We start from the raw sequence: 25838 nt of genomic DNA, 5'->3' as shown, positions 1-25838 counted from the left end.
GATAAGCCAATACAACCCCAGTGGTATCCCGCCGCTCTCAGAGAAGGAAGTCGTTGATGAATTGGGATGATGCCCGCTTTTTCCTCGCCGTAGCCCGCTGCGGCACTTTACGTAAGGCCGCAAATGAGCTACACGTCGACCAGGCCACCGTCGGGCGACGCATTTCCGCCTTTGAGGAATCCCTGGGTTCCAAATTATTTATCCGCACGCCCAAAGCATTCTCCCTCAGCCCGCTGGGCGAGGAGATGCTGGCGGATGTGATGAATATGGAGAACGCGGTACAGGCCATCGCCCGCAAGGCGACCAGCGGCGATGAAAGCCTGTGCGGCAATGTGCGCATCGCCACCACCGACACCCTGGCCGAAGCCTTCGTTATCCCGGCGCTGCAAAGGCTGCGCGAGCAACACCCGCAGATCACCGTGACGCTGCTGACCGCGGTAAATATCTCTGATATTTCCTATCGCGGCGCCGATCTGGCGATCCGCGGCGCGCGCCCGGAGTCCGATGAACTGATTATCAAACGGCTGGCGACCATTGAGATGGGGCTGTACGCAACGCAGCACTATCTGGACGTTCACGGTATGCCGGTCAAGGGCGAACATCTGCGCGGCCATAATCTGCTGATGTTTCCGCGTGAACTGGTGCCGCGTCACTGGAGCAGCTTCTGCGGTGAAACGCTGATCGACCCCAACGTGGTGCTGCAGTGCAACTCGCAGCTGCTGTTGCGCTCAGCCACCCGCAACGGCCTCGGCATCGGCCTGCTCTCCTCATTCCTGGCGGATAACGATCCTGAACTGGTGCGGATACTGCCGGAAAATCAGGACTGGGTGGATATCTGGCTGGTGCTGCATCCCGATCTGCAGCGCGCCGCGCGGGTACGCGCGGTGGTACAGGCGCTGGAAACCTCCTTTCAAAACTATCCGCAATAATTGCCTGCGGGCATAAAAAAAGGTCGCCGCGGCGACCTTTTTACGTTTACAACGCGCTATCAGAACAGCGGCTGCGCCATCTGCACCAGCGTAATCAGCGGTTGCGGATAGATACCCAGTACCAGTACCAGCGCTGCGGAGATCAGCACCACCACCCCGCCGGCGGTCAGCGCCCAGTTACGCGGCGTATCGCGCGACAGCGTTTCCGGCGCGTTGAGATACAGGCTGACGGTCACACGCAGATAGTAGTACAGGCCAATGGCGCTGCCCACCACTACCGCGCCGGTCAGCCACCACAGGTGTGCGCTGACGCCCATCGCGATAACGAAGAACTTACCGATAAAGCCCAGCGTCATCGGGATACCGGCCAGCGACAACATCATCACCGTCATTACCGCCGACAGAATCGGTTTATGCCAGAACAGGCCGCGGTAGGAGAACAGTGAATCGGCATCCGGCCCGCTATACGGACTGGACATCAGGCTGACCACGCCGAAGGCGCCCAGGCTGCTGAACAGATAACCAGCCATATAAACGCCGACGGTCTCCAGCGACAGCTGATGGGTCTGCACCGCAATCAGCGCCACCAGCAGATAGCCCAGGTGAGCGATGGAGGAGTAGCCCAGCAGACGCTTGATATTGGTCTGGCTGATCGCCATCAGGTTACCGAACAGGATGGAGCAGAAAGCGATAATCGCCAGCACCGTGCGCAGCGCTTCGCTGTCGGCCGCCGGCGCGTACAGGAACAGACGCATCACCACCGCGAAGATGGCGATTTTGCTGGCGGTGGCCAGGAAGGTGGAAACCGGCGCAGGCGCCCCCTGATACACATCCGGCGTCCACAGCTGGAACGGCACCAGCGACAGCTTGAAGCCCAGACCGACGATCATCATGCCCATCCCCGCCAGAACCAGCGGCTGGTGCATCATGTTTTCACCGAGGCTCTTACCGAGACCGGACAGCGCCAGCGTGCCGGATTCCGCGTACAGCAGCGCCATGCCGAACAGCAGGAAGCTGGAGGCGGCGGCGGACAGCAGCATGTACTTGATGGCGGCTTCCAGCGGACGCTTCTGGCGATAGGCGTAGCCCACCAGGCCAAACAGCGGCAGCGAGATCAGCTCAATCCCCAGGAACAGCGAGGCCAGGTGATTGGCGCTCGCCAGCAGAATGCCGCCCAGCGCGGCAATCAGCACCAGCAGATAGAACTCTTCGCGGTTGTCCGGGTAGCCGACCAGCCATGGATAGGCAAAAGTGCAGGTGGCCAGACTCGCCAGCAGCACCAGCCCGGTGTAGAACATAGAGTAACCGTCAACCCGCAGCAGCGGGGTAACGTCCATCGGGCCAGCCTGGCCGACAAAGTACAGCGAAAGCAGCGCCAGGTTAAGACCGATCACGGTCAGGGTCGCGTTGATAAAGTGGTCGCGTCGCCACGCAATGCCTAGCATCACAACCACCACCGTCAATCCGACGATCAACAGCGGCAACAGTGCGATCAGTTGTTGAGGAGTTATTGTCATGGCGAATTACGGCCTTGTTGTTGAAATTGCAGAAACTGACGAACCAAACCAGTGTTGCACGTTGCTCATTGCGGCAGCAGAGGTATCCAGAATCGGCTGCGGGTAAACCCCCAGCAGCACCAGCAGAACCACCAGCAGCAGAATGATGAACAGTTCGCGTGCGGTCATGCCCGGCAGCGGCTGGTCAGATTTTGGCGTGCCGTAGTAGGCGCGCTGCATCATGATCAGCGAGTAAACCGAAGCAAACACCAGACCGAAGGTAGAAATCACGGTGATCACCGGTACGACCTGGAAGCTGCCGAACAGGATCATAAATTCACCGACGAAGTTACCGGTGCCCGGCATCCCCAGCGTAGCAACCGCGAAGAACAGCGACAGCGCGGGAATATATTTGATACGTCCCCACAGGCCGCCCATCTGGCGCATATCACGGGTATGCAGACGCTCGTACAGCTGACCGCAGATGATGAACATACCGGCCGCAGACAGGCCGTGCGCAATCATCTGAATCACCGCGCCCTGGTAAGCCAGCTGGCTGCCGGTGTAGATGGCAATCAGTACGAAGCCCATGTGAGACACCGAGGTGTACGCGATCAGGCGCTTGATATCGGTCTGCGCGAACGCCATCCAGGCGCCGTAGAAGATGCCGATAACGCCCAGCCACATGGCGATTGGCGCAAACTCGGCGGACGTTTCCGGGAACAGAGGCAGACTGAAACGCAGCAGGCCGTAGGCCGCGGTTTTCAGCAGGATGCCCGCCAGGTCAACGGAACCGGCGGTCGGCGCCTGGCTGTGCGCATCCGGCAGCCAGCCGTGCAGCGGCACCACCGGCATTTTCACCGCGAAAGCGATGAAGAAGCCCAGCATCAGCAGGTATTCCACGTTGTGCGACATCGGCGTTTTCAGCAGATCTTCATAGTTGAAGGTCCAGACGCCGGTAGCGTTGTAGTGCACGAAGACCAGGCCCAGAATCGCAATCAGCATCACCAGACCGCTGGCCTGGGTATAGATGAAGAACTTGGTGGCCGCGGTGATACGGGTTTTACCGTCAGACGCCTTGTGGCCCCACAGCGCGATCAGGAAGTACATCGGCACCAACATCATTTCCCAGAAGAAGAAGAACAGGAACATGTCGATAGCGAGGAACACGCCGATAACGCCGCCCAGGATCCACAGCAGGTTCAGGTGGAAGAACCCCTGATACTTCTGAATCTCACGCCAGGAGCAGAGAATCGCCAGCACGCCCAGCAGGCCGGTCAGCACCACCATCAGCAGCGACAGACCGTCCAGCGCCAGGTGGAAACTGATGCCGAAGCGCGGGATCCACGAGCGCAGGTACACTTCCTGCCACTGCGGAATGCCCTGCGGCGTGGTCAAGGTATAGCCGCCCTGCAGCCACAGTTGCAGCGAGAGCGCCAGTGTCAGCCCCATTGTAATCAACGCGATCCAGCGCGGCACCTTGGTGCCGAAACGCTCGAACTGCCAGCTCAGCAGGCCGCCGATAAAGGGGATAAGAATTAGCCAAGGTAATAGCATGGCGTTTTGTGTCCCTAATATGAATAATCTAAAACATGTATCTGGCCCTTGCTTATCAAGGGCCGAACCCAAAATTGCGTCTGCTTAAATTATTCAGTTAAACCAAAATCAACAGCGCCAATACGACCACTGCACCCACACCCATAGACGCGATATACCAGCGCACCTGTCCGTTTTCACTGACCGTCAGACCGCGGTTGCCCCAGCGGGAGAACACCGCCGGAATGTTCATCAGGCTGTTCAGCGGATCGCTTTGCAGCAGACGCGCGATGCCCAGATAAGGTTTGACGAACACTTTGTCATACAGCCAGTCGAAGCCCCAGGCGTGGAACCACCAGGTCGAGAAGAAGCGGCCCGGCGCGCTGGCGGCCACGCTGCTGACCAGGCGACGTTTGCCCAGCCACAGCGCCGCAGCCAGCAGAATGCCGATAACCGCGACCACCCCGGAGGTGATTTCAAGCTGCAGCACGCTGCCGTGCGCCAGTTCGGTGGTTGCCGGCAGTACGCCCTGCAGCGGCGGAACAATCATCGCGCCGACGAAGGTGGACAGCACCAGCAGAACCAGCAGCGGCAGATGGTGAGTAATGCCCTTGCCTGCATGCGCTTTAATCTGCTCTTTACCGTGGAACACGATGAAGATCATGCGGAAGGTATACAGTGAGGTCATAAACGCGCCGACCAGACCGGCAATCATCAGGTTGATATGGCCGTTGGCCATCGCCCCCGCCAGGATCTCATCCTTACTGAAGAAGCCGGCGGTCAGCAGCGGCAGCGCCGACAGCGCCGCGCCGCCCACCAGGAAGCAGACGTACACCAGCGGAATGCTCTTACGCAGGCCGCCCATCTTGAAGATGTTCTGCTCATGGTGGCAGGCCAGGATCACCGAACCGGACGACAGGAACAGCAGCGCCTTGAAGAACGCGTGGGTCATCAGGTGGAAGATCGCCGCGTCCCAGGCCTGTACGCCCAGCGCCAGGAACATATAGCCGATCTGGCTCATGGTGGAGTAGGCCAGCACGCGTTTGATGTCGGTCTGCACCAGCGCGGCGAAACCGGCCAGCAGCAGGGTCACCGCCCCGACGATGCCCACCAGGTTCAGCACTTCAGGCGCCATCAGGAACAGGCCGTGAGTACGGGCGATCAGATACACGCCCGCGGTCACCATGGTGGCGGCGTGGATCAGCGCCGATACCGGCGTCGGGCCGGCCATTGCGTCCGCCAGCCAGGTCTGCAGCGGCAGCTGCGCTGACTTACCGACCGCACCGCCCAGCAGCATCAGGGTCGCCCAGGTAATCGCGGTGTCGCCCATCGCCAGTTTCTGCGGCGCCAGCACCATCAGCTCGCGGAAGTTCAGCGTACCCAGCTCGTGGTACAGAATAAACAGCGCAAAGGCCAGGAACACGTCGCCCACGCGGGTGACGATAAAGGCTTTCATCGCCGCCGCGCCGTTGGCCGGATCTTTATAGTAGAAACCGATCAACAGGTAGCTGCACAGGCCCACGCCTTCCCAACCCAGGTACATCAGCAGCAGGTTATCCGCCAGTACCAGAACCACCATGCTGGCGATAAACAGGTTGGTGTAGGCGAAGAAGCGCGAGTAGCCCTCTTCGCCACGCATGTACCAGGACGCGAACATGTGGATGAAGAAACCAACGCCGGTCACCACCGACAGCATGGTCAGCGACAGGCCGTCCAACACCAGCGTTACGCCGATATTGAAGTTGCCGACCGTCATCCAGTTCCACAGGTTTTGCTCAAACAGCTCTACGCCGGCGGCTTTCTGGCTGAAGAAATCCATCGCCGCGTAAAGGGTGACCACCGCCGCCAGGCCGATTGAGCCGACGCCGACGGTCGCCGCCGTATTTTCAGACCAGCGGCCGCGTGAAAACGCCAGCAGCAGGAACCCGATCAGCGGCAGCAGAATAGTTAAATATAATAGGTTCATCCGCGCATCTCACTGACAGTATCAATATTCAGGGTATGACGACGACGGTAGAGCTGGAGCAACAGCGCCAGGCCGATACTGGCCTCCGCTGCCGCCAGACTGATGGCCAGGATATACATCACCTGTCCGTCCGCCTGACCCCAGTAGCTTCCCGCCACGATAAACGCCAACGCCGCGGCGTTGATCATCACTTCCAGACTGATCAGCATAAACAGCAGGTTACGGCGGATCAGCAACCCGGTCAGCCCGAGTACGAACAGAATCGCCGCCAGAATCAGCCCATGTTGAAGAGGGATCATGCTTGCTCCTCCGATTTTCTTTTCGCCATTTCGCTGCTTGCCGGGGCGTTGCTCAGCACTTCGCCCGGCTTGTGCTCACGGCCAATATGGAAGGCAACCACCAGACCGGCCAACAGCAGCATTGAGGCCAGCTCAACCGCCAGTACGTAAGGGCCGAACAGGCTGATGCCGACCGCCTTGGCGTCGACCATCTCGCCGCTGATGCCCTGGTCGGAGACGCTGCGAATGGCGATAACCAGCACCACCAGCAACACCAGCGACATCAGGCCGGGGCCAATCCACACCGACGGCTTCAGCCATTCGCGTTCCTGCTGCTGCACCGCATTGCCGAGGTTCAGCATCATCACCACGAAGACGAACAGCACCATGATGGCGCCGGCGTAGACGATGATTTCCAGCGCGGCGGCAAAATAGGCGCCCAGTGAGAAAAAGACTGCCGAGATCGCCAACAGTGAGACGATTAAATACAGCAGCGCATGCACAGGATTGGTATGCGAAATCACGCGAAGCGTCGCGAGAATCGCAATCAAACCTGCCAGATAAAATGCAATTTCCATGCTTGCTGGCTCCTTACGGCAACAGGCTTTTCACGTCGATCGGCTTGGCTTCGTTTTCGGCTTCGCCTTTCGCTTTGCCGTCGATCGCCATACCGGCCATCCGGTAGAAGTTATATTCCGGATATTTACCCGGGCCCGAGATCAACAGATCTTCTTTCTCATACACCAGATCCTGGCGCTTGAATTCGCCCAGTTCGAAATCCGGCGTCAGCTGGATTGCGGTGGTCGGGCAGGCCTCTTCACACAGGCCGCAGAAAATGCAGCGCGAGAAGTTGATGCGGAAGAACTCCGGATACCAGCGGCCATCTTTCTGCTCTGCCTTTTGCAGCGAAATACAGCCGACCGGGCAGGCAACCGCACACAGGTTACAGGCGACGCAGCGCTCTTCGCCGTCCGGATCGCGCGTCAGCACAATGCGGCCACGGTAGCGCGGCGGCAGGTAAACCTCTTCTTCCGGATACATCCGGGTTTCGCGTTTGGCGAAGGCGTGCATGCCAATCATCCAAATACTGCGTACCTGGGTGCCGAAACCAACCACTAACTCTTTCAATGTCATGGTTTATTCACCCCTTATTGAGCGTTGTACAAAATAACTGCGGCGGTCGCCAGCAGGTTCAGCAGCGTCAGCGGCAGGCACACTTTCCAGCCGAATGACATCACCTGGTCATAACGCGGACGCGGCAGCGCGGCGCGGATCAGGATGAACATCATCATGAAGAATGCCGTTTTCAGCGCGAACCAGATGAACGGCGGCAGGAATGGCCCCTGCCAGCCGCCGAAGAACAACGTCACAATCAGGGCGGAAACGGTCACGATGCCGATATATTCCCCCACGAAGAACAGACCGAATTTCATACCGGAATATTCAATGTGGTAACCGTCGGCCAGTTCCTGCTCCGCTTCCGGCTGGTCAAACGGATGGCGGTGACACACCGCCACGCCGGCAATCGCAAAGGTTACAAAACCAAAGAATTGCGGGATGACATTCCAGACGTGAGCCTGTGATTCAACGATGTCCTGCATGTTGAATGAACCTGCCTGCGCCACAACCCCCATCAGCGACAGGCCGATGAACACTTCGTAGCTCAGGGTTTGTGCCGAGGCACGCATCGCCCCCAACAGCGAGTATTTGTTGTTGCTCGACCAGCCGGCGAACAGCACGGCGTAGACCGCCAGACCGGCCAGCATCAGGAAGAACAGAATACCGATGTTGAGATCGGCCACCGCCCAGGTCGGGCTGACCGGAACGATGGCAAATGCCAGCAGCAAGGAAGTAAAGGCGATCATCGGCGCCAGGGTGAAGATCACCCGGTCGGAGAAGGTCGGAACCCAGTCTTCCTTAAAGAACATTTTGATCATGTCGGCGACCAGCTGCAGCGAGCCGCCCCAACCGACGCGGTTTGGCCCGTAGCGGTTCTGGAACAGGCCGAGCAGGCGGCGTTCGCCGAAACTCATGAACGCCCCGCAGGCGACCACGACCAGCAGGATCACGACCGCTTTCAATACGGCGATCAATATGTCGATCACCTCAGGGGTAAACCAGCTCATCGTACCGCCTCCCGCAGATTTTCAACCTTCGCACCCGCCAGTACCGGCGGGATCCCTGGCAAGCCGAGTGGCAAACCAACCTGGCCCTGGGTCAGGGTTTCACTCAGGCGCACCGGCAGACGCAGCGTCTGACCCGCACAGCTGAACTCCACCAGCGCCCCTTCGTTAACGCCCAGGCGCGCGGCGTCGGCCGGGTTGACCATCGCATACGCCGCCGGCATACGCTGCTGGATCACCTCGGAACGCTGCGACATCTCGTCGCTGCCGAACAGGTGGTAATACGGCGCTACCTGCCAGCCTTGCGCATTAAATGCGGCAGGCACGTTGGTGAAGTAGCCAAGGCTGCCCTCCCCCGCTTCGATCAGGCGCACGCCCGGATCGCCGTGGCGCAGCTTGCCCCCGACCTCGGCCTGGAATTTGTTCCACGCCTGCGGTGAGTTCCAGCCTGGCGACCAGGCGAACGGGATCTGCTGACGATCGGCCAGCGGGCTGTTGTTCCCTTCCATGGAGAAGGCGAACATGGTGTCTTTATCCTGCGGCTGACGCGGTTCATGCACGCTGATATTGGCGCGCATCGCGGTGCGGCCGCTGTAACGGTGCGGTGAACGCGCCAGTTTCTGCCCGCGGATGCGGAAGCTGGCGTCCGGCGCGGCATCCTTGATGCCCTGCAACTGCGGCAGCGCCTCGACGCAGGCTTCAATCACATCGTCAAGCTGGGTCCAGTCCACGTGACGGCTGGTATAGGTGGAGTGCAGCGAGTGCATCCAGCGCCAGCTCTCCAGAATTTCCGTCCGCACGTTGTTTTTGGCGTCATCGTAGTAAGCCGGATCGTAAACCTGGAAGAAGCGCTGCGCGCGACCTTCCTGGTTGACCAGCGTACCGTCGCTTTCGGCAAAGCTGGCGGCTGACAGCACCAGGCTGGCTTTGTCCATAATCGCGGTGCGCTGGTGATCGGCGACGATCAGGTTGCTGACCTTGGCGAGCGCGGCGTCGATCTTGTCCGCCGACGCATGCCGGTACAGATCGTTCTCCATCACGATGGCGGTGTCGGCCTGGCCGTCCGCCAGCTGCGCCAGCGCCTGATCGAGCGAACCGCCGCCGATCATCGCCAGCCCCATGCTGTTGGCAGCGCCGGCCACCAGGGTGATGCCCACCTCGGAGCCGCGTCCCTTCAGCGCGGTGGCAATGTTGGCCGCCGCTGCGATCACCGCGTCGCTGCCGGCGCTGCTGCCGGTCACGATCAGCGGTTTACGCGCGCCGGTCAGCGCCTGCACGATAATGTCGACTTTCTTGTTCAGATCGTCCGTCAGGCCATCGACCGCCGGCGCCGCCGCGTCCAGCGCGTGCGCAATGGCAAAGCCGAGACGCGCCTGCTCATCGACCGGCGCACGGTAGTTCCAGGCGGCGATATCATCCAGACGGGTGCTGTCGACGTTGGTGACGAACAGCGGGTATTTGGCATGCTGACCGATGTTCTGCACCGCCGCGATCTGCCAGTCGGCCACGCGCTGCGCCGCCGCCATCGCCCGGGCTTTGCCTTTCACCGCCTGACGTACCGACAGTGCGATACGCGCGCCGGTTTGCGTCAGGTCTTCACCCAGCACCAGCACCGCGTCGTACTCTTCGATCTCACGCAGCGCCGGCGTATGCACGCCGCTGTTTTGCAGCACGTTGAGCATCAGTTCCAGACGCTGCTGTTCCGCCTGCGCAATGCCGGTATAGAAGTTCTCGGCGCCGACCAGTTCACGCAGCGCGAAGTTGCTTTCCAGGCTGGCGCGCGGCGAGCCAATGCCGATGGTTTTCTTGGCCTGACGCAGAATATCCGCCGCCCCTTCCATCGCCTGCTCGGCGTTCAGCGCAATCCAGTCATTGCCGCGCAGCTGCTGCGGCTGACGAGGACGGTCCTTCAGGTTGACGTAGCCATAGCCGAAGCGGCCGCGGTCACACAGGAAGTAGTGGTTCACGCTGCCGTTGTAACGGTTCTCAATGCGGCGCAGCTCGCCATAGCGCTCGCCCGGGCTGGTGTTACAGCCGATGCTGCACTGCTGGCAGATGCTTGGCGCAAACTGCATGTCCCATTTACGGTTGTAGCGCTCGGAGTGGGTTTTGTCGGTAAAGACGCCGGTCGGGCACACTTCCACCAGGTTGCCGGAGAACTCGCTTTCCAGCGTGCCGCTTTCCGGGCGGCCAAAGTAGACGTTGTCGTGCGCGCCGTAGACGCCGAAATCGGTGCCGTCGGCATAGTCTTTGTAGTAACGCACGCAGCGGTAGCAGGCGATGCAGCGGTTCATCTCATGAGAGATAAACGGCCCCAGCTCCTGGTTCTGGTGGGTGCGTTTGGTGAAGCGGTAGCGGCGGAAGCTGTGGCCGGTCATTACCGTCATATCCTGCAAATGACAGTTGCCGCCTTCTTCACACACCGGACAGTCGTGCGGGTGGTTGGTCATCAGCCACTCAACCACGCTTTCGCGGAACTGTTTGGCTTCGTCGTCATCGATGGAAATGAAGGTGCCATCGGACGCCGGCGTCATACAGGACATCACCAAGCGGCCGCGCGTGTCTTCCGCATTTTGGTATTGCTTTACCGCACATTGGCGGCAAGCGCCGACGCTTCCCAGCGCCGGGTGCCAGCAAAAGTAAGGAATATCGAGGCCGAGGGAGAGACAGGCCTGTAACAGGTTGTCTGCTCCGTCAACGTCGTATTCTTTGCCGTCTACATGAATCGTAGCCATAGTCAGCATGCTTCCAAATGGCCTGCTTTGCGGCAGGCGTTAATCAAAAATTCTGTTATCCCTGCGTACTGCCCCGGCGGCACCGTTGGCCGCCCGCGGACGTACGGCGGGCTAAAAGCGGGCTTACCAGCGTTGCTTCAGCAAGTTGTTGGCCTGAATACCGCTGATGGCATGAGCATTGCTAAAATGCTGTACGGCGATACCGGCTTCAAACTCGTCACGGAAATATTTAATTGCGCTTTGCAGCGGCTCTACGGCGCCCGGCGCGTGTGCGCAGAAGGTTTTACCCGGGCCAAGGAAGCGGCACAGCTGCTCCAGGGTTTCAATATCTCCCGGCTGCCCTTCGCCTTTTTCCAACACACGCAGAATTTTCACGCTCCACGGCAGGCCGTCGCGGCACGGGGTACACCAGCCGCAGGACTCGCGCGCAAAGAACTCTTCCAGATTGCGCACCAGGGAAACCATGCCGATTTCGTGATCGACCGCCATCGCCAGCGCGGTGCCCAGACGGCTGCCGGCCTTGCCGATCGTGCCGTATTCCATCGGCAGATCGAGGTGGTCGGCGGTCAGGAAGTCGGTCCCCGCCCCGCCCGGCTGCCAGGCTTTGAATTTCAGGCCGTCGCGCATGCCGCCGGCATAATCTTCCAGAATTTCACGCGCGGTGGTGCCGAACGGCAGCTCCCAGACGCCCGGGTTCTTCACCCGGCCGGAGAAGCCCATCAGCTTGGTGCCTTTGTCTTCGCTGCCGGAAATACCGGTATACCACTCCACGCCGTTGGCCAGGATCGCCGGCACGTTGCACAGCGTCTCCACGTTGTTGACGCAGGTCGGCTTGCCCCAGACGCCGGCGGAGGCCGGGAATGGCGGCTTGGAGCGCGGGTTGGCGCGGCGGCCTTCCAGCGAGTTGATCAGCGCCGTCTCTTCGCCGCAGATATAGCGGCCGGCGCCGGTGTGGACAAACAGCTCGAAATCGAAGCCGCTGCCCATAATGTTTTTGCCCAGATAGCCCGCTTCGGTGGCTTCGGCGATGGCGCGACGCAGGCGTTCCGCCGCCTCGACATATTCACCGCGCAGGAAGATGTAGCCGCGGTACGCCTTGAGCGCAAAGGCGGAGATCAGCATGCCTTCCACCAGCAGGTGCGGCAGCTGTTCCATCAGCAGGCGGTCTTTGTAGGTGCCCGGCTCCATCTCATCGGCGTTACACAGCAGGTAACGGATGTTCATGGTTTCGTCTTTCGGCATCAGGCTCCACTTCAGACCGGTGGAGAAGCCCGCGCCTCCGCGCCCTTTCAGGCCGGAGTCTTTGACCAGGCTGACGATTTCATCCGGCGCCATGCCTTTGATGGCCTTTTCCGCTCCCGCGTAGCCGTTTTTGCTGCGGTATTCATCCAGCCACACCGGCTGTTTGTCGTCGCGCAAACGCCAGGTCAACGGATGCATCTCGGGAGTGCGTACAATGTCTTTGATCATTGGTACTGCTCCAGTAGATTATCGATATCTTCAGGCTTCAGCTGACTGTGAGTATCCTCATCAATCATCATGGTCGGCCCTTTATCGCAGTTGCCCAGACAGCAGGTCGGCAGCAGCGTGAAACGGCCATCGCCGGTGGTTTGCCCCGGCTTGATGTTCAGTTTCTTCTCGATCGCGGCCTGAATGCCCTGGTAACCGGTGATGTGACACACCACGCTGTCACAGTAGCGAATCACGTGACGTCCTACCGGCTGACGGAAAATCTGGCTGTAGAACGTGGCAACGCCTTCTACGTCGCTGGCAGGAATACCCAGCACTTCTGCGATGGCATAAATCGCCCCATCCGGTACCCAGCCGCGCTGCTTCTGCACAATTTTCAGCGCTTCAATCGAAGCGGCGCGCGGATCTTCGTAATGGTGCTTTTCATGCTCAATCGCATCACGCTCTGCCGCACTCAGCTCAAACGCATCAACGCCGCTCGCTGGAGCGGCCGCGTCGATAGGCTCAGGCACATGGTGACTCACGTGATTATCTTTTTGATCATGCATAGTTAGCGGTCCACATCTGACATTACAAAATCGATACTACCCAGATAGACGATCAGGTCGGAAACCAGGCTGCCACGGATAACCGCCGGGATTTGCTGCAGGTGCGCAAAGCTTGGCGTACGTACCCGGGTGCGGTAGCTCATGGTGCTGCCGTCGCTGGTCAGGTAGTAGCTGTTAATCCCTTTGGTGGCTTCAATCATCTGGAATGATTCGTTCGCTGGCATCACCGGGCCCCAGGAAACCTGCAGGAAGTGGGTGATCAGCGTTTCAATGTGCTGCAACGTACGCTCTTTCGGCGGCGGCGTCGTCAGCGGGTGATCGGCCTTGAACGGGCCTTCCGGCATATTGTTCAGGCACTGTTCGAGGATGCGCAGGCTCTGGCGCAGCTCTTCCACTTTCAGCATCACGCGGCTGTAGCAGTCGCTGACGCCGTCGCCGACCGGCACCTCAAAGTCGAAGTTTTCATAGCCGGAGTACGGACGCCATTTACGCACGTCGAACTCGATGCCGGTGGCGCGCAGGCCAGCGCCGGTAACGCCCCAGTCCAGCGCGTCTTTGGCGTTATACGCCGCCACGCCGACGGAACGGCCTTTCAGGATGGTGTTTTTCAGCGCCGCCTTGACGTAGGAGTCCAGACGCTTCGGCATCCACTCCAGGAATTCGCGCAGCAGGCGATCCCAGCCGCGCGGCAGGTCATGCGCCACGCCGCCGATGCGGAACCATGCCGGGTGCATACGGAAACCGGTGATGGCTTCCACCAGGTCGTAGATCTTCTGACGGTCGGTGAAGGCGAAGAATACCGGCGTCATGGCGCCGACGTCCTGAATAAAGGTGCTGATATACAGCAGGTGGCTGTTGATGCGGAACAGCTCGGACAGCATCACGCGGATGGTATCGACGCGCTCGGGCACCTTGATGCCGGCCAGTTTTTCCACCGCCAGCACGTACGGCATTTCGTTAACGCAGCCGCCCAGGTATTCGATACGGTCGGTGTACGGAATGTAGCTGTGCCAGGACTGACGTTCGCCCATCTTCTCCGCGCCGCGGTGGTGGTAACCGATATCCGGCACGCAGTCGACGATCTCCTCGCCGTCCAGCTGCAGGATAATACGGAACGCACCGTGCGCCGACGGGTGGTTCGGCCCGAGGTTGAGGAACATGTAGTCCTCGTTCTCATTGCCGCGCTTCATGCCCCACTCTTCCGGCTTGAAGGTCAGCGACTCCATCTCCAGATCTTCTTTCTGCTTGGTCAGCACGAACGGATCGAATTCGGTGGCGCGCGCCGGGTAATCCTTACGCAGCGGGTGGCCTTCCCAGGTCTGCGGCATCATGATGCGCGTCAGGTGCGGGTGGCCGTCGAAGGTGATGCCGAACATTTCCCAGGTCTCACGCTCGTACCAGTTGGCGTTCGGGAACACCTTGGTCGCGGTAGGCACGTGCAGGTCTTTTTCAGCCAGCGCCACCTTCAGCATGATATCGCGGTTGCGTTCGATGGAAATCAGATGATAGAAAACAGAGAAATCCGCAGCAGGCAGACCCTGGCGGTGAGTACGCAGACGCTCGTCAACGCCATGCAGGTCGAACAGCATGACATACGGCTTCGGCTGTTTTCTTAAAAACGTCATTACTTCCAGGAGCTGCTCACGCTTGACCCATACCACGGGCATACCGGTACGGGTTGCTTGAACAGTAAAGGCTTCCGGCCCAAAACGGTTGCGCAGTTCGCCGATCACCGGATCGTCAAGATGATCGCGGGTGTGCCAGTCAGGCAGAGCGTCGTGCGTCGTTGAATCTGTCATAATATTTTTTCACCACACTGAAGGGTCAAATCGCTGCAAGCTTAACTTTCGCTGTGTTTACCAATAGCGCATTAAGATGGACGTTAAATGAACGTCTTAAACCTCGTCAGGCGTGCGCAGATTGGTGACTGCAATACGCTCGCCGTGCTTGCGTTCTCTTTCCGACTGCATGTTGGCGCGATACACACCCTGATCGCCAACCACCCACGACAGCGGACGACGCTCTTTACCGATGGATTCCTGCAGCAGCAGCAACGCCTGCATATACGCTTCCGGACGCGGCGGGCAGCCTGGGATATACACGTCGACCGGCAGGAACTTGTCCACGCCCTGCACCACGGAATAGATATCGTACATGCCGCCGGAGTTGGCGCAGGCGCCCATGGAGATCACCCATTTCGGCTCAAGCATCTGCTCGTACAGCCGCTGGATGACCGGGGCCATTTTGGTGAAGCAGGTACCCGCCACCACCATAAAGTCGGCCTGGCGCGGGGAAGCACGCAGCACTTCCGCACCAAAACGCGCAACGTCATGAACGGCGGTAAACGAGGTCACCATCTCTACATAACAGCACGAAAGGCCGAAGTTATACGGCCAAAGAGAGTTTTTGCGCCCCCAGTTCACCATGTCATGCAATGCATGTTCGAGTTTACCCATGTAAACCGTGCGGTGAACCTGTTGTTCCAGAGGATCGGCGACGATCTCCTGTTTTTGCAGGGGGTAACGGTCGTTCTCACCGTTCGGGTCTATGCGGGTGAGCGTATAGTCCATCTTAATGCCTCGTTTTTAACCACAAATAACTACTGCGGATGACGGTTGGTGTTAGTGATCGTGCTTGGTTTGACCTGACGCTTTGAGCGTGCAGGCGTCCAGTCCAATGCGCCGATGCGCACCAGATAAACCAGACCGGCCAGTAGCACCAAAATGAAAATGGCGGCTTCGATAAAGCCCACCCAGCCGCTCTCGCGAATCGAGACCGACCAGGCATAGAGATACAAGGCTTCTACATCGAAAATAACGAAGAACATGGCAACCAGATAGAACTTGGCGGACAGGCGCATACGCGCCGAACCGACCGAGTCGATACCGGATTCAAACGGGGTGTTTTTGGCACGCGCACGGGCTCTCCCGCCCAGGAAATACGCGCCCAGCAGCATGAGGCCGCACAGCCCGATGGCCACGACAAGAAATACGGCGAATGCCCAGTGATGAGCGATAACTTCAGTGGTTGTTGACATACTCTTTGCTTACTCATCAAAAGTGGCGTCGATCATTCTGCTCTTATCACGGCAGTTAGTGCACCACATCGATTTAAGGGAAGGATAAATAACCACAAAAAACCAACTGCTATTACAATGCGTTAAGCAGTGTTTTTACTGTGGGCTTTTTACTCCTTTCTATAACCTTTTGTCAACTTTGACAAAAGTATCTACACATTAGTTTACATACGTATCATTTAATTAACATTTCATGCGCCAGCTTTCAGGCTAAATCGTGTCAGTCATTTGCTGTGTAGAAACAGATAGATATCAACCAATATGCACATTTCAGTTTTACTATACCATTCTCTCAGGTATTCCCTGTTGTTCCACTCACTACCTAGGGGTATTTTTTTGATCCAGGACACGTTTTCAGCAGAAATCCTCAAAAAAAGTGTGGCTCTTTAACATTTTTTATAAATTTAAGCGCAAATTTTAACCGCGCAGTCAGACCATAAGATATCCACAGAAAAAACCTGCCTTCTCGATTTTCGCACAATAGACAAAAAAGCGAAGATAAATATTTTCATACGAATAAACGTGTCTTAACGGCAATGAAGAGTTATACAAATAGACGTTACGAAAAGGATTTATACTGAAGTGATAATAAATGGAATTTTTACTAAAAAAGGCCAAAAAAAACCTCCGCCGTAGCAGAGGTTTTGTGGTTACGCAACGCGCTGTTCGGCGTTATTCGTCTTCATCCACCACATCTTCTGTGGAGGTGGCATTCTGGAAGTTGTAGCTGGTATTGCCGTGCTGTACCGCGCCGAAAATCGCCATTGCCAGCTCATTTTCGCACTGGATATCTTTGCACAGCGTGTATTGCGTCTCCGGCAGCGTCGGCAGGCCTTCCGCCGCGCCCAACACGCGCAGATCCGGGCTCATCATCTCCACCGGCCGGACGGTTACGCCCAGCCCCGCCTTACAGGCGGTGCGAACCGCCGACAGCGTGGAAGCCACATAGGCGATACGCCATGGGATCCCGGCCTCATCCAGATGCTCAATTGCCATCGCGCGGAAAGGACAAGGCTCATCCAGCACCACCAGCGGAATCGGCTCATCCGCCTGGAAGTGGTAATCCGCCGCGCAGTACCACAACGTTGGCGAGGTGCGCAGCACCACATGCGGGTGGCCCACGGTATCAACGGTGGTAATAGCCAGATCCACTTCGCCGCTATTGAGCATATCCAGCATAAATGGACTACGCTTTACCCGTACGTCGACCGCCAGCTTCGGATAGACGGCGGTTACGCGGTTTAACAGGAACGGTAAAATGGTGTCGGCCGTATCATCGGAAGCGCCGATGGTGAGCACGCCCTTGATATTGTTAAACATCAACGAGGCGCAGGCTTCATCGTTAAAGCGCAATATTTTTCTGGCATAACCCAGCAGCTGTATGCCATGCTCGGTAAGCAGTTTATTACGGCCGTGACGGGCGAATAACTCTTTGCCTACCAATTGCTCTAATCGCTGCATTTGCTGGCTGACCGCGGACTGAGTACGGCAGACGGCGACGGCCGCTGCGGCAAACGTATTCAGATCGGCAACAGCCACAAAAGTTCTTAGCAGATCGAGGTCGAGATTAAGTATCGGACGATTTGCATTGGTCATAGTGTTTTTCTTCACTTTTTAAATTCTATATTTGAAACTACCCTGGTGTATTTCTAAGGCACTGTTTAAAAGAACGGCGCCAGGTACGACACTACCCCACTCATAAGTAGAGGGCAAAAAATTCCTTATATTTCGTTACCTCTATCGCCTTTTAGAATGCAACCGATCGCTGCCGCTTAACGGGCACGGATCTGCGCTTTGCTAAAGTGATTGATTTGAGTGGGAACAAGAATTTTACTCATTCCCCCCGCTGAATTACCACACTAAACGTGCTTCTTTTTTCTCATATACGCCCGCAACCTTAGCGTAAAAGCTCATGAAAACTTGGCATTTTTCGCCGATAATACGCGTCAAGCATAAAAATAAATCAATAAATTCAACCAGTAAAAAACCATCCAATCTGAAAGCCAAAATAATAACTTAAATGTTAGTTAAGTCACAAAGTGAAAGCTTTCTAATATAAATATTATTTATGTAGCAGTGTGGTGATGAATTCCCCGTCAAGCCATAAGACTAGTCCGGGAATATCACGCAGATTCGGCATCAAAAGGGAAACATAACGGCTTGCTGCCGAAAGCCAAAGCGCCCTTGCTCACGCTGTGCAGTCAGGTTTACGCCCCTGATCGCCCAACACAATAAAACACCAACAATAAAATAAAAAACAGAATTTAACGCCAACAAAATTTTTTAACCAGACTTATCATCGTTAAAATCGCCATTTTAGCCGATCATTTGCACCAAAGGTGTGCGCAGCCCTTCAAAAGCGCAGGTACCAGGAGTACATTGGTCAGGTTGCGGCGTTCCACGGTAGGAATGCCCTATCCCAGCAGAAGGCACAGTTTTTTTATGTCCCCCATTGAGAAATCCAGCAAACTGGACAACGTCTGTTACGACATTCGCGGCCCGGTGCTCAAAGAAGCCAAACGCCTAGAAGAAGAAGGCAACAAAGTCCTCAAACTCAACATCGGCAACCCCGCCCCTTTCGGCTTTGAAGCGCCGGATGAAATTCTGGTCGATGTGATCCGCAACCTGCCGACCGCTCAGGGCTACTGTGATTCCAAAGGGCTCTACTCGGCGCGTAAGGCGATTATGCAGCACTATCAGGCGCGCGACATGCGCGACGTCACCGTCGAGGATATCTATATTGGCAACGGCGTGTCCGAGCTGATCGTCCAGTCGATGCAGGCGCTGCTGAACAGCGGCGACGAAATGCTGGTGCCGGCGCCTGATTACCCGCTGTGGACCGCGGCGGTTTCCCTGTCCAGCGGCAAAGCCGTCCACTATCTGTGTGACGAAGAAGCCGGTTGGTTCCCGGACCTCGACGATATTCGCAGTAAAATCACCCCGCGCACCCGCGGCATCGTGATCATTAACCCGAACAACCCGACCGGCGCAGTGTACAGCAGAGCGTTGCTGGAACAGATCGTCGAGATAGCGCGCGAACATAACCTGATCATCTTCGCCGACGAAATCTACGACAAAATTCTGTATGACGCTGCCGAACATATCTCTATCGCCTCGCTGGCGCCGGATCTGCTGACCGTCACCTTTAACGGTCTGTCCAAGACCTACCGCGTCGCCGGCTTCCGCCAGGGCTGGATGGTGCTGAACGGCCCGAAAAAGCACGCCAAAGGCTATATCGAAGGGCTGGAAATGCTGGCATCGATGCGCCTGTGCGCCAACGTGCCGATGCAGCACGCCATCCAGACCGCGCTGGGCGGCTACCAAAGCATCAGCGAATTTATCCAGCCGGGCGGCCGCCTGTACGAACAGCGCAACCGCACCTGGGAACTGCTCAACGAGATCCCCGGCGTCTCCTGCGTGAAGCCTCAGGGCGCGCTGTATATGTTCCCGCGCATTGACGCCAAACGCTTTAATATTCACGACGATCAGAAGCTGGTGCTGGATTTGCTGCTGCAGGAAAAAGTGCTGCTGGTGCAGGGCAGCGCGTTTAACTGGCCTTACCCCGATCACGTGCGCATCGTTACCCTGCCGCGCGTCGACGAGCTGGAAATGGCGGTCGGCAAACTGGGGCGTTTCCTGGAAAACTATCGCCAGTAAATGTCATTCACGGCGCGTTTGCATAAACGCGCCGTAGTGATCAGAATAAAGCTCCTTGCCGCCGTAGAGAACACCCCATGAGCCAGAGCCATTTTTTTGCCCACCTGTCCCGTCTGAAACTTATCAACCGCTGGCCGCTGATGCGCAACGTGCGCACCGAAAACGTCTCCGAGCACAGCCTGCAGGTGGCGTTTGTCGCCCACGCGCTGGCGGTGATCAAAAACCGCAAGTTCAACGGCAACCTGAACGCCGAACGCGTAGCGCTGCTGGCGATGTATCACGACGCCAGCGAAGTGATCACCGGCGATATGCCGACGCCGATCAAATATTACAATCCGCAGATTGCCCACGAATATAAGAAGATCGAAAAAGTGGCGCAGCAAAAACTGCTGGCGATGATCCCGGAAGAACTGCGCAATGACTTTCGCAGCATCCTGGACGAGCACTGCTACAGCGAAGATGAAAAGCTGGTGGTCAAGCAGGCCGACGCCCTGTGCGCCTACCTGAAGTGCCTGGAAGAGCTGTCGGCGGGCAATCAGGAGTTCACGCTGGCCAAAGCCCGGTTGGAAAAGACGTTGCAACTGCGCAACAGCCCGGAAATGGAGTATTTCATGACGGTGTTTATCCCCAGTTTCAGCCTGTCGCTGGATGAGATCAGTCTGGACGCCGAACTGTAACCGTCAGGGCGCAGCAACCACGTACGCGCCCTGCAATTTACCATTCTCAGAACGGAAACAGCCACGGCACCAGCGCGACGCTGACCAGCATCACCAACACGGTGAACGGCACGCCAAGGCGCACAAAATCACCGAACTTATAATTACCCGGCCCCAGAACCAGCGTATTCACCGGCGAAGAGACCGGCGTCATAAAGGCTGCGGAAGCGGCAATGGCGATAATCATGGCGAACGGATACGGTGATACCGCCATTTCCCGCGCCGCTGCGATGGCAATCGGCGCCATCAGAACCGCCGTGGCGGTATTGGAGATAAACAGGCCGATCGTGGCGCACAGCACAAACAGACAGAGCAGCATCACGCGCGGCCCCATATTGCCGGCCACCTCCATCAGCCCTTGCACGATCAGATCCACCCCGCCGGTCTTCTGCAGCGCCTGCGCAAACGGCATCATGCCGACGATCAGAATAATGCTCGGCCAGTGGATCGATTTATAGGCGCTTTCCATATCGATACAGCGGAATTTCCCCATCAGCAGGCAGGCGATCAGCGCCGCGATAGGGTTCGGCACCTCATCGGTCAGCATCATCGCCACCATCAGCGCCAGACAGAACAGCGCGTGCGGCGCCTGCGTCATCGCCGGCGCCACTTCGTCCACCTCCGCCGGCAGGTTGAGTACGATAAAGTCGTGAGTTTTGCTCTGCAGCTGGCGAATGGCCTTCCAGTCGCCAATCACCAGCAGCATATCCCCCAGCGCCAACGGCTCATCCACCAGCTTGCCCGCCAGCGTCTCACCATTGCGGCGAATGCCGACCACGTTGAGATCGTAGCGGCTGCGAAAACCGTTTTCCCGCAGGCTTTTACCCAGCAGCGCCGAATCGGGGATCAGCGATACCTCCGCCATGCCGACGTTGCGCGACTGTTCAGAGAAATAGTCGCCGCGCAACACCATCGGTTCCAGCTGCTGCTCGCTGCAGAATTCACGCAGATCAACGTCGCTGGCCGACATATCGATCAGCAGCACATCACGTTCGCGCAGCTCGGTACTGCCGGAGGCGCTGACCATCACCCGCCGGAAACGCTTCCAGCGCTCAATGCCCACCACGTTGGCGCCGTAGCGCGCCCGCAGATGCAGCTCATCCAGCGAACGCCCCACCAGCGGGGAGCCGCGGCGCAGCGCCAGGCGTCGCGCCCGCCCGGTCAGTTTGTAATCGCGGATCAAATCGCGGAAAGTGCGTCGCTGCCAGCTCTCTTTACGGCTGTCCGGCGATTCGCCGCCCAGCCAGCGCCGCGCCAGCAGCATATAGCCCACGCCGAGCACCAGCACCACGATGCCGATCGGCGTGACGCCGAAGAAACCGAAGCCGCGAATGCCCTCGCGCACCAGCTCACTGTTCACCACCATATTCGGCGGCGTCGCCACCAGCGTCATCATCCCGCTGATCAGGCCGGCAAAGCTCAGCGGCATCATCAGCCGCCCCGGCGCGGTTTTCATCCGCGCCGCCACGCTGAGCACCACCGGGATAAAAATCGCCACCACGCCGGTGGAGCTCATAAACGCGCCCAGCCCGGCCACCGTCACCATCAGCAGCACCAGCATTTTGGTTTCGCTGCTGCCGGCCACCTTCACCAGCCAGTCCCCGACCTGATAGGCCACGCCGGTGCGCACCAGCCCTTCGCCGATAACGAACAGCGCGGCGATCAGAATTACGTTCGGGTCGCTAAAGCCGACCGTCGCCTCCTGCAAGGTTAGCGTTCCGCTTAACACAAAGGCGATGATCACCAGTAAGGCGACCACATCCATGCGCAGTTTGTTGGTGGTAAACAGCACAATCGCCACCAGCAACAAACACAACACCCACAGTAATTCGCTGTTCAAATCGGCCTCGTCCGTCCGCCAGGTTCCAAGGTCTTAAAAATTAGCACAAAAAAACCCCGCGCATGCGGGGTCTAATCAATTTGCCGGCGAATAGCGGCGATCAGTCGCGCAGCGTGATGCGCGCGCCGTGCGCCCCGCCGTCAACCTGCAATTGCTCCAGGGAGGAAAGGCGCAGATCGACCTGTTCCAGCTGCGGCGCATCGGCAGGCGCATTGACCGCAATCACCTGACAGCCGGCGGCCAGGCCCGAAGCGATGCCCGCCGCCGCGTCTTCCACCACCACGCACGCCTGCGGCGCCAGCCCCAGGCGCTCCGCACCCAGCAGATAAGCGTCCGGCTGCGGTTTACCGCGCTCGACCTGCTCGGCGGTGACAAATACCGCCGGCAGCGGCAGCCCCGCCGCCTCGCGGCGCGCGCTGGCAACCGGCACCGAACCGGAGGTGACGATCGCCCAAGGAATACCCAGCGTGTTCAGCCGTTCCAGCAGCGCCGCCGCACCCGGCAGGGCGCGTACGCCGTCGGTATCCTGCGCTTCCACCTGCTCCAGCAGGTCGTGCTCATGCTGAATATCGGCCTCGCTGGCGCCCGGCATAAAGTGGCGCAAAGAGGTAATGGCCTGTTTACCGTGAATAAAATCCAGCACCTCCTGCGGATCGACGCCGTGCCGGTTGGCCCACTGGGTCCAGGCGCGCTCCACGACGGGCAATGAATCTACCAACGTACCATCCAGGTCGAACAGAAAACCTTTACACTCCACAGGAAACCTCTTTTTAATCAAGCATTAATAATTTGCGCTATCTCGACGGCGCTCAAATGATACTGACGCGGACAGGACAGCCACAGCGCCAGCATGCGCTGATATTTATCCCACATTTTGGTCTGGGCGTTAAAGCCGTGGCTGCCGGCGTCGAAGTGAGTATAGCGTCCCTCGGTGTTGACCAGGAAACGTACATAGCTCAGGTAGCGCGCCTCGGTCGCCGCATCAAAGCCGAGGAACGCCAGACGACGCGTCTCCAGCCCCTGGCGATCCTTGAGATTCTCCCAGGACACCTGCAGCGCATGGTGCATTTCCATAATATTGATGATGGTGCGGCAAACCTCTTCGCTCATCTCGTCAAAATCACGATCCAGTTCACGCAGCTGCAGGCCGAAACCGCGCTCCACCACGGTTTGCAGGCGGCGGTAGCGCTCGGCGTTGCCCGGGTCGAGCATCGTCATCATCTTATACTGGTTAGACAGGATCAGGCGTTGGGCGTGGGTCATTTCCATGTTTAGGGTCCTCAGTTCTGCAAATTGGCGTGAGCATCGCATACTGATTTGAGGCATGGAATCACAACCCGCCGCTTCTTTGATTTGCGCCAAGTTTGACGCCGCCGGGGCGTTACGCCCGGCGGCGGCGGACCTCAGAGATCGTCCAGGAAGGTCTTATCCAGCTGCTTGAACGCACGCTTGAGCAGATCCGCCAGCGACTGATAGGTCGGCGTGCCTTCCACCGGCGCCAGCGCCTGACCGGCCTGCGCCAGCTTGTCGCGCACCTCATGGAACCAGCCGAGCAACGCCGGCGGCAGCGGCGTCAGCGAACGGCGACCCAGCCACCACAGCCCCTGCATCGGCAGGCTGCAGGCAAACAGCGCGGTGGCGATCGCCGGGCCGAGCTGGCCGCCCAGCGCAATCTGCCAGGTCAGGGTGAACACCGCCAGCGGCGGCATAAAACGAATGGCGAAACGAGTGGCGCGCGCAACGCGATTCTCCGGAAATACCGGGGCCAGACGTTTGTCCGACGGCCAGGTTTTCATATAGTGCTGTCCGCGTTGGAATACCTGAAACCAACTTACGGAACCGGACGGTTTGCTCGTCATCGCGTACCTCAACGTCGCAGAAAAATGGGGTGGCGCCAACCACAATACTAAAAAATTTGAAGCTTTAAATTTATTTTGTGTTTACCGCGGGCTATCGGTATCCTAAACCGGCCTTTTGGCCAGCTAGAAGATGACGACAAGTTTGTCAAATTTTGTCAATTTTTAGCCCTATAACAAGCAAGATTACTTAAACCGTGGAGAAACACCCGGTTTTTTCACCATCATGTGTTTTCTGTGCTTCACATGATGTTAATCATAAATGTCAACGGCATTATGCGCTACGCTTGTTGTCTGATTGACGATTAATTCACTACGTGTTTTTTGATTTTCTTTTAACAACACGAACTATAAGTAGGTACTTCCATGTCGAGTAAGCTAGTACTGGTTCTTAACTGCGGCAGTTCTTCCCTGAAATTCGCGATCATTGATGCTATCAACGGTGAAGAACATCTTTCCGGTTTGGCTGAATGCTTCCACCTCCCCGAGGCGCGCATTAAGTGGAAAATGGACGGCGGCAAGCAAGAAGCGGCACTCGGTGCCGGTGCGGCCCACAGCGAAGCGCTGAATTTTATTGTTAACACCATCCTTGCACAAAAACCTGAACTTTCCGCCCAGCTGACCGCCATTGGTCACCGTATCGTACACGGCGGCGAGAAGTTTACCGCCTCCGCCTTGATCAACGATGAAGTGCTGCAGGGTATCAAAGATTCCGTGCCGTTTGCACCTTTGCACAACCCGGCGCACCTGATCGGTATCAATGAGGCGCTGAAGTCTTTCCCTGCGCTGGCTGACAAGAACGTCGCCGTGTTCGACACCGCGTTCCATCAGACCATGCCTGAAGAATCCTATCTGTATGCCCTGCCGTACAGCCTGTACCGCGACCACGGCGTACGCCGCTACGGCGCACACGGCACCAGCCACTTCTTCGTGACCCAGGAAGCGGCCAAAATGCTGAACAAGCCGGTGGATGAGGTCAACGTCATCACCTGCCACCTGGGCAACGGCGGCTCCGTGACCGCAGTGCGCAACGGCAAATGCGTCGACACCTCCATGGGCCTGACCCCGCTGGAAGGTCTGGTGATGGGCACCCGCAGCGGCGACATCGACCCGGCGATCATCTTCCATCTGCATGATGCGCTGGGCATGAGCGTCGATCAGATCAACAAACTGCTGACCAAAGAGTCCGGCCTGCTGGGTCTGACCGAAGTCACCAGCGACTGCCGCTATGTGGAAGACAACTACGCCACCAAAGAAGATGCCAAGCGCGCGATGGACGTCTTCTGCCACCGCCTGGCGAAATACATCGGCGCCTACAGCGCGCTGATGGACGGCCGTCTGGACGCGGTGATCTTCACCGGCGGCATCGGCGAAAACGCCGGCATGGTGCGTGAAATGACCCTGAACAAGCTGGGCCTGCTCGGCTTCGAAGTCGACCATGAACGCAACTTGGCCGCCCGTTTCGGCAAAGCCGGGGCCATCACCAAAGACGGCAGCCGTCTGGCGCTGGTGATCCCGACCAACGAAGAGTTGGTTATCGCGCAGGACGCAGCCCGCCTGACTGCGTAACGTACCAAACACCGTCAGCTCCGGCTGGCGGTGTTGTTTCAGC

At 58.0% G+C, this 25838-nt stretch carries 22 protein-coding genes; 4 read left to right on the top strand and 18 right to left on the bottom strand.

Translation table 11 applies throughout. The features are described from left to right. Positions 1–53: 53 nt before the first annotated feature. A complete protein-coding gene (locus HF675_RS07715) occupies positions 54–929 on the top strand; it encodes a LysR family transcriptional regulator (RefSeq protein ID WP_187044361.1) in 876 nt (291 codons plus the stop codon). A 59-nt stretch (positions 930–988) separates the two neighbouring features. On the opposite strand, the gene nuoN is transcribed toward HF675_RS07715, so the two are convergent. From nuoN to lrhA, 14 genes are all read right to left on the bottom strand, one after another. Beyond that, positions 989–2446, bottom strand: coding sequence for an NADH-quinone oxidoreductase subunit NuoN (gene nuoN / locus HF675_RS07710; RefSeq protein WP_105231925.1), 1458 nt, complete (start codon positions 2444–2446; stop codon positions 989–991). Positions 2447–2452: 6 nt separating this feature from the next. After that, complete coding sequence (nuoM, locus tag HF675_RS07705; protein WP_105231926.1) at positions 2453–3982, bottom strand: NADH-quinone oxidoreductase subunit M; 1530 nt, start codon at positions 3980–3982, stop codon at positions 2453–2455. 97 nt (positions 3983–4079) lie between these two features. Beyond that, positions 4080–5927, bottom strand: coding sequence for an NADH-quinone oxidoreductase subunit L (gene nuoL, locus HF675_RS07700; protein WP_187044360.1), 1848 nt, complete (start codon positions 5925–5927; stop codon positions 4080–4082). Continuing rightward, positions 5924–6226 (bottom strand): NADH-quinone oxidoreductase subunit NuoK, encoded by a 303-nt coding sequence (gene nuoK / locus HF675_RS07695; RefSeq protein WP_004960562.1) that lies wholly within the window; start codon positions 6224–6226, stop codon positions 5924–5926. Before nuoK ends, nuoL begins: the two co-directional genes overlap by 4 nt. Then, positions 6223–6783: an NADH-quinone oxidoreductase subunit J gene (gene nuoJ / locus HF675_RS07690; protein ID WP_105231928.1), complete on the bottom strand. Its 561-nt coding sequence runs from the start codon at positions 6781–6783 to the stop codon at positions 6223–6225. The genes nuoK and nuoJ overlap by 4 nt, the downstream gene beginning before the upstream one ends. Positions 6784–6796: 13 nt before the next feature. Continuing rightward, positions 6797–7339, bottom strand: coding sequence for an NADH-quinone oxidoreductase subunit NuoI (gene nuoI / locus HF675_RS07685; RefSeq protein ID WP_015673152.1), 543 nt, complete (start codon positions 7337–7339; stop codon positions 6797–6799). 14 nt (positions 7340–7353) lie between these two features. Next, positions 7354–8331, bottom strand: coding sequence for an NADH-quinone oxidoreductase subunit NuoH (gene nuoH, locus HF675_RS07680; RefSeq protein WP_105231929.1), 978 nt, complete (start codon positions 8329–8331; stop codon positions 7354–7356). Next, the gene (nuoG, locus tag HF675_RS07675; RefSeq protein ID WP_111738031.1) at positions 8328–11063 is read right to left on the bottom strand and encodes an NADH-quinone oxidoreductase subunit NuoG; all 2736 of its coding nucleotides are present in this window, start codon (positions 11061–11063) and stop codon (positions 8328–8330) included. The genes nuoH and nuoG overlap by 4 nt, the downstream gene beginning before the upstream one ends. 123 nt (positions 11064–11186) lie before the next feature. Further along, positions 11187–12530 carry an NADH-quinone oxidoreductase subunit NuoF gene (gene nuoF, locus HF675_RS07670; RefSeq protein ID WP_187044708.1) on the bottom strand — a complete coding sequence of 448 codons (1344 nt, stop codon included), beginning with the start codon at positions 12528–12530 and terminating at the stop codon, positions 11187–11189. Further along, complete coding sequence (gene nuoE, locus HF675_RS07665) at positions 12530–13081, bottom strand: NADH-quinone oxidoreductase subunit NuoE (RefSeq protein WP_105231930.1); 552 nt, start codon at positions 13079–13081, stop codon at positions 12530–12532. The genes nuoF and nuoE overlap by 1 nt, the downstream gene beginning before the upstream one ends. A gap of 2 nt (positions 13082–13083) precedes the next feature. Continuing rightward, on the bottom strand, positions 13084–14880 hold the full coding sequence (gene nuoC / locus HF675_RS07660; protein ID WP_105231931.1) for an NADH-quinone oxidoreductase subunit C/D: 1797 nt from the start codon (positions 14878–14880) through the stop codon (positions 13084–13086). A gap of 96 nt (positions 14881–14976) precedes the next feature. Further along, on the bottom strand, positions 14977–15651 hold the full coding sequence (locus tag HF675_RS07655; protein WP_015673158.1) for an NADH-quinone oxidoreductase subunit B family protein: 675 nt from the start codon (positions 15649–15651) through the stop codon (positions 14977–14979). Between the two features lie 29 nt (positions 15652–15680). Beyond that, on the bottom strand, positions 15681–16118 hold the full coding sequence (nuoA, locus tag HF675_RS07650; protein WP_015673159.1) for an NADH-quinone oxidoreductase subunit NuoA: 438 nt from the start codon (positions 16116–16118) through the stop codon (positions 15681–15683). Positions 16119–16829: 711 nt separating this feature from the next. After that, complete coding sequence (gene lrhA, locus HF675_RS07645) at positions 16830–17753, bottom strand: transcriptional regulator LrhA (protein WP_187044359.1); 924 nt, start codon at positions 17751–17753, stop codon at positions 16830–16832. Positions 17754–18599: 846 nt separating this feature from the next. Here lrhA and HF675_RS07640 point away from each other — a divergent pair. Together HF675_RS07640 and yfbR are read left to right on the top strand one after the other, a co-directional pair. Then, positions 18600–19814, top strand: a complete 1215-nt coding sequence (locus HF675_RS07640) for a pyridoxal phosphate-dependent aminotransferase (RefSeq protein WP_187044358.1) — start codon at positions 18600–18602, stop codon at positions 19812–19814. 77 nt (positions 19815–19891) lie between these two features. Next, positions 19892–20491 carry a 5'-deoxynucleotidase gene (yfbR, locus tag HF675_RS07635; protein WP_015673162.1) on the top strand — a complete coding sequence of 200 codons (600 nt, stop codon included), beginning with the start codon at positions 19892–19894 and terminating at the stop codon, positions 20489–20491. Between the two features lie 46 nt (positions 20492–20537). Here the strand turns inward: yfbR and HF675_RS07630 are convergent, their stop codons facing one another. The 4 genes from HF675_RS07630 to yfbV form a co-directional block, all read right to left on the bottom strand. Further along, entirely contained in the window at positions 20538–22370 is a 1833-nt protein-coding gene (locus HF675_RS07630) for an SLC13 family permease (RefSeq protein WP_187044357.1), read from the bottom strand. A gap of 100 nt (positions 22371–22470) precedes the next feature. Beyond that, on the bottom strand, positions 22471–23127 hold the full coding sequence (locus tag HF675_RS07625; protein WP_105231935.1) for a sugar phosphatase: 657 nt from the start codon (positions 23125–23127) through the stop codon (positions 22471–22473). Positions 23128–23144: 17 nt separating this feature from the next. Then, complete coding sequence (locus tag HF675_RS07620) at positions 23145–23639, bottom strand: YfbU family protein (RefSeq protein ID WP_187044356.1); 495 nt, start codon at positions 23637–23639, stop codon at positions 23145–23147. 134 nt (positions 23640–23773) lie between these two features. After that, on the bottom strand, positions 23774–24229 hold the full coding sequence (gene yfbV / locus HF675_RS07615; RefSeq protein WP_105231937.1) for a terminus macrodomain insulation protein YfbV: 456 nt from the start codon (positions 24227–24229) through the stop codon (positions 23774–23776). A gap of 363 nt (positions 24230–24592) precedes the next feature. Between yfbV and ackA the strand changes: the two genes are divergently transcribed. After that, the gene (gene ackA / locus HF675_RS07610) at positions 24593–25795 is read left to right on the top strand and encodes an acetate kinase (protein ID WP_105231938.1); all 1203 of its coding nucleotides are present in this window, start codon (positions 24593–24595) and stop codon (positions 25793–25795) included. The last annotated feature ends 43 nt before the right edge of the window (positions 25796–25838 follow it).

Source organism: Serratia sp. JUb9 (assembly GCF_014298095.1).
In the GTDB taxonomy this organism is placed as follows: Bacteria; Pseudomonadota; Gammaproteobacteria; order Enterobacterales; family Enterobacteriaceae; genus Serratia_B; species Serratia_B rhizosphaerae.
Note: the sequence above shows the minus strand (reverse complement) of the source record. Positions and strands in the feature narration are given on the sequence as shown.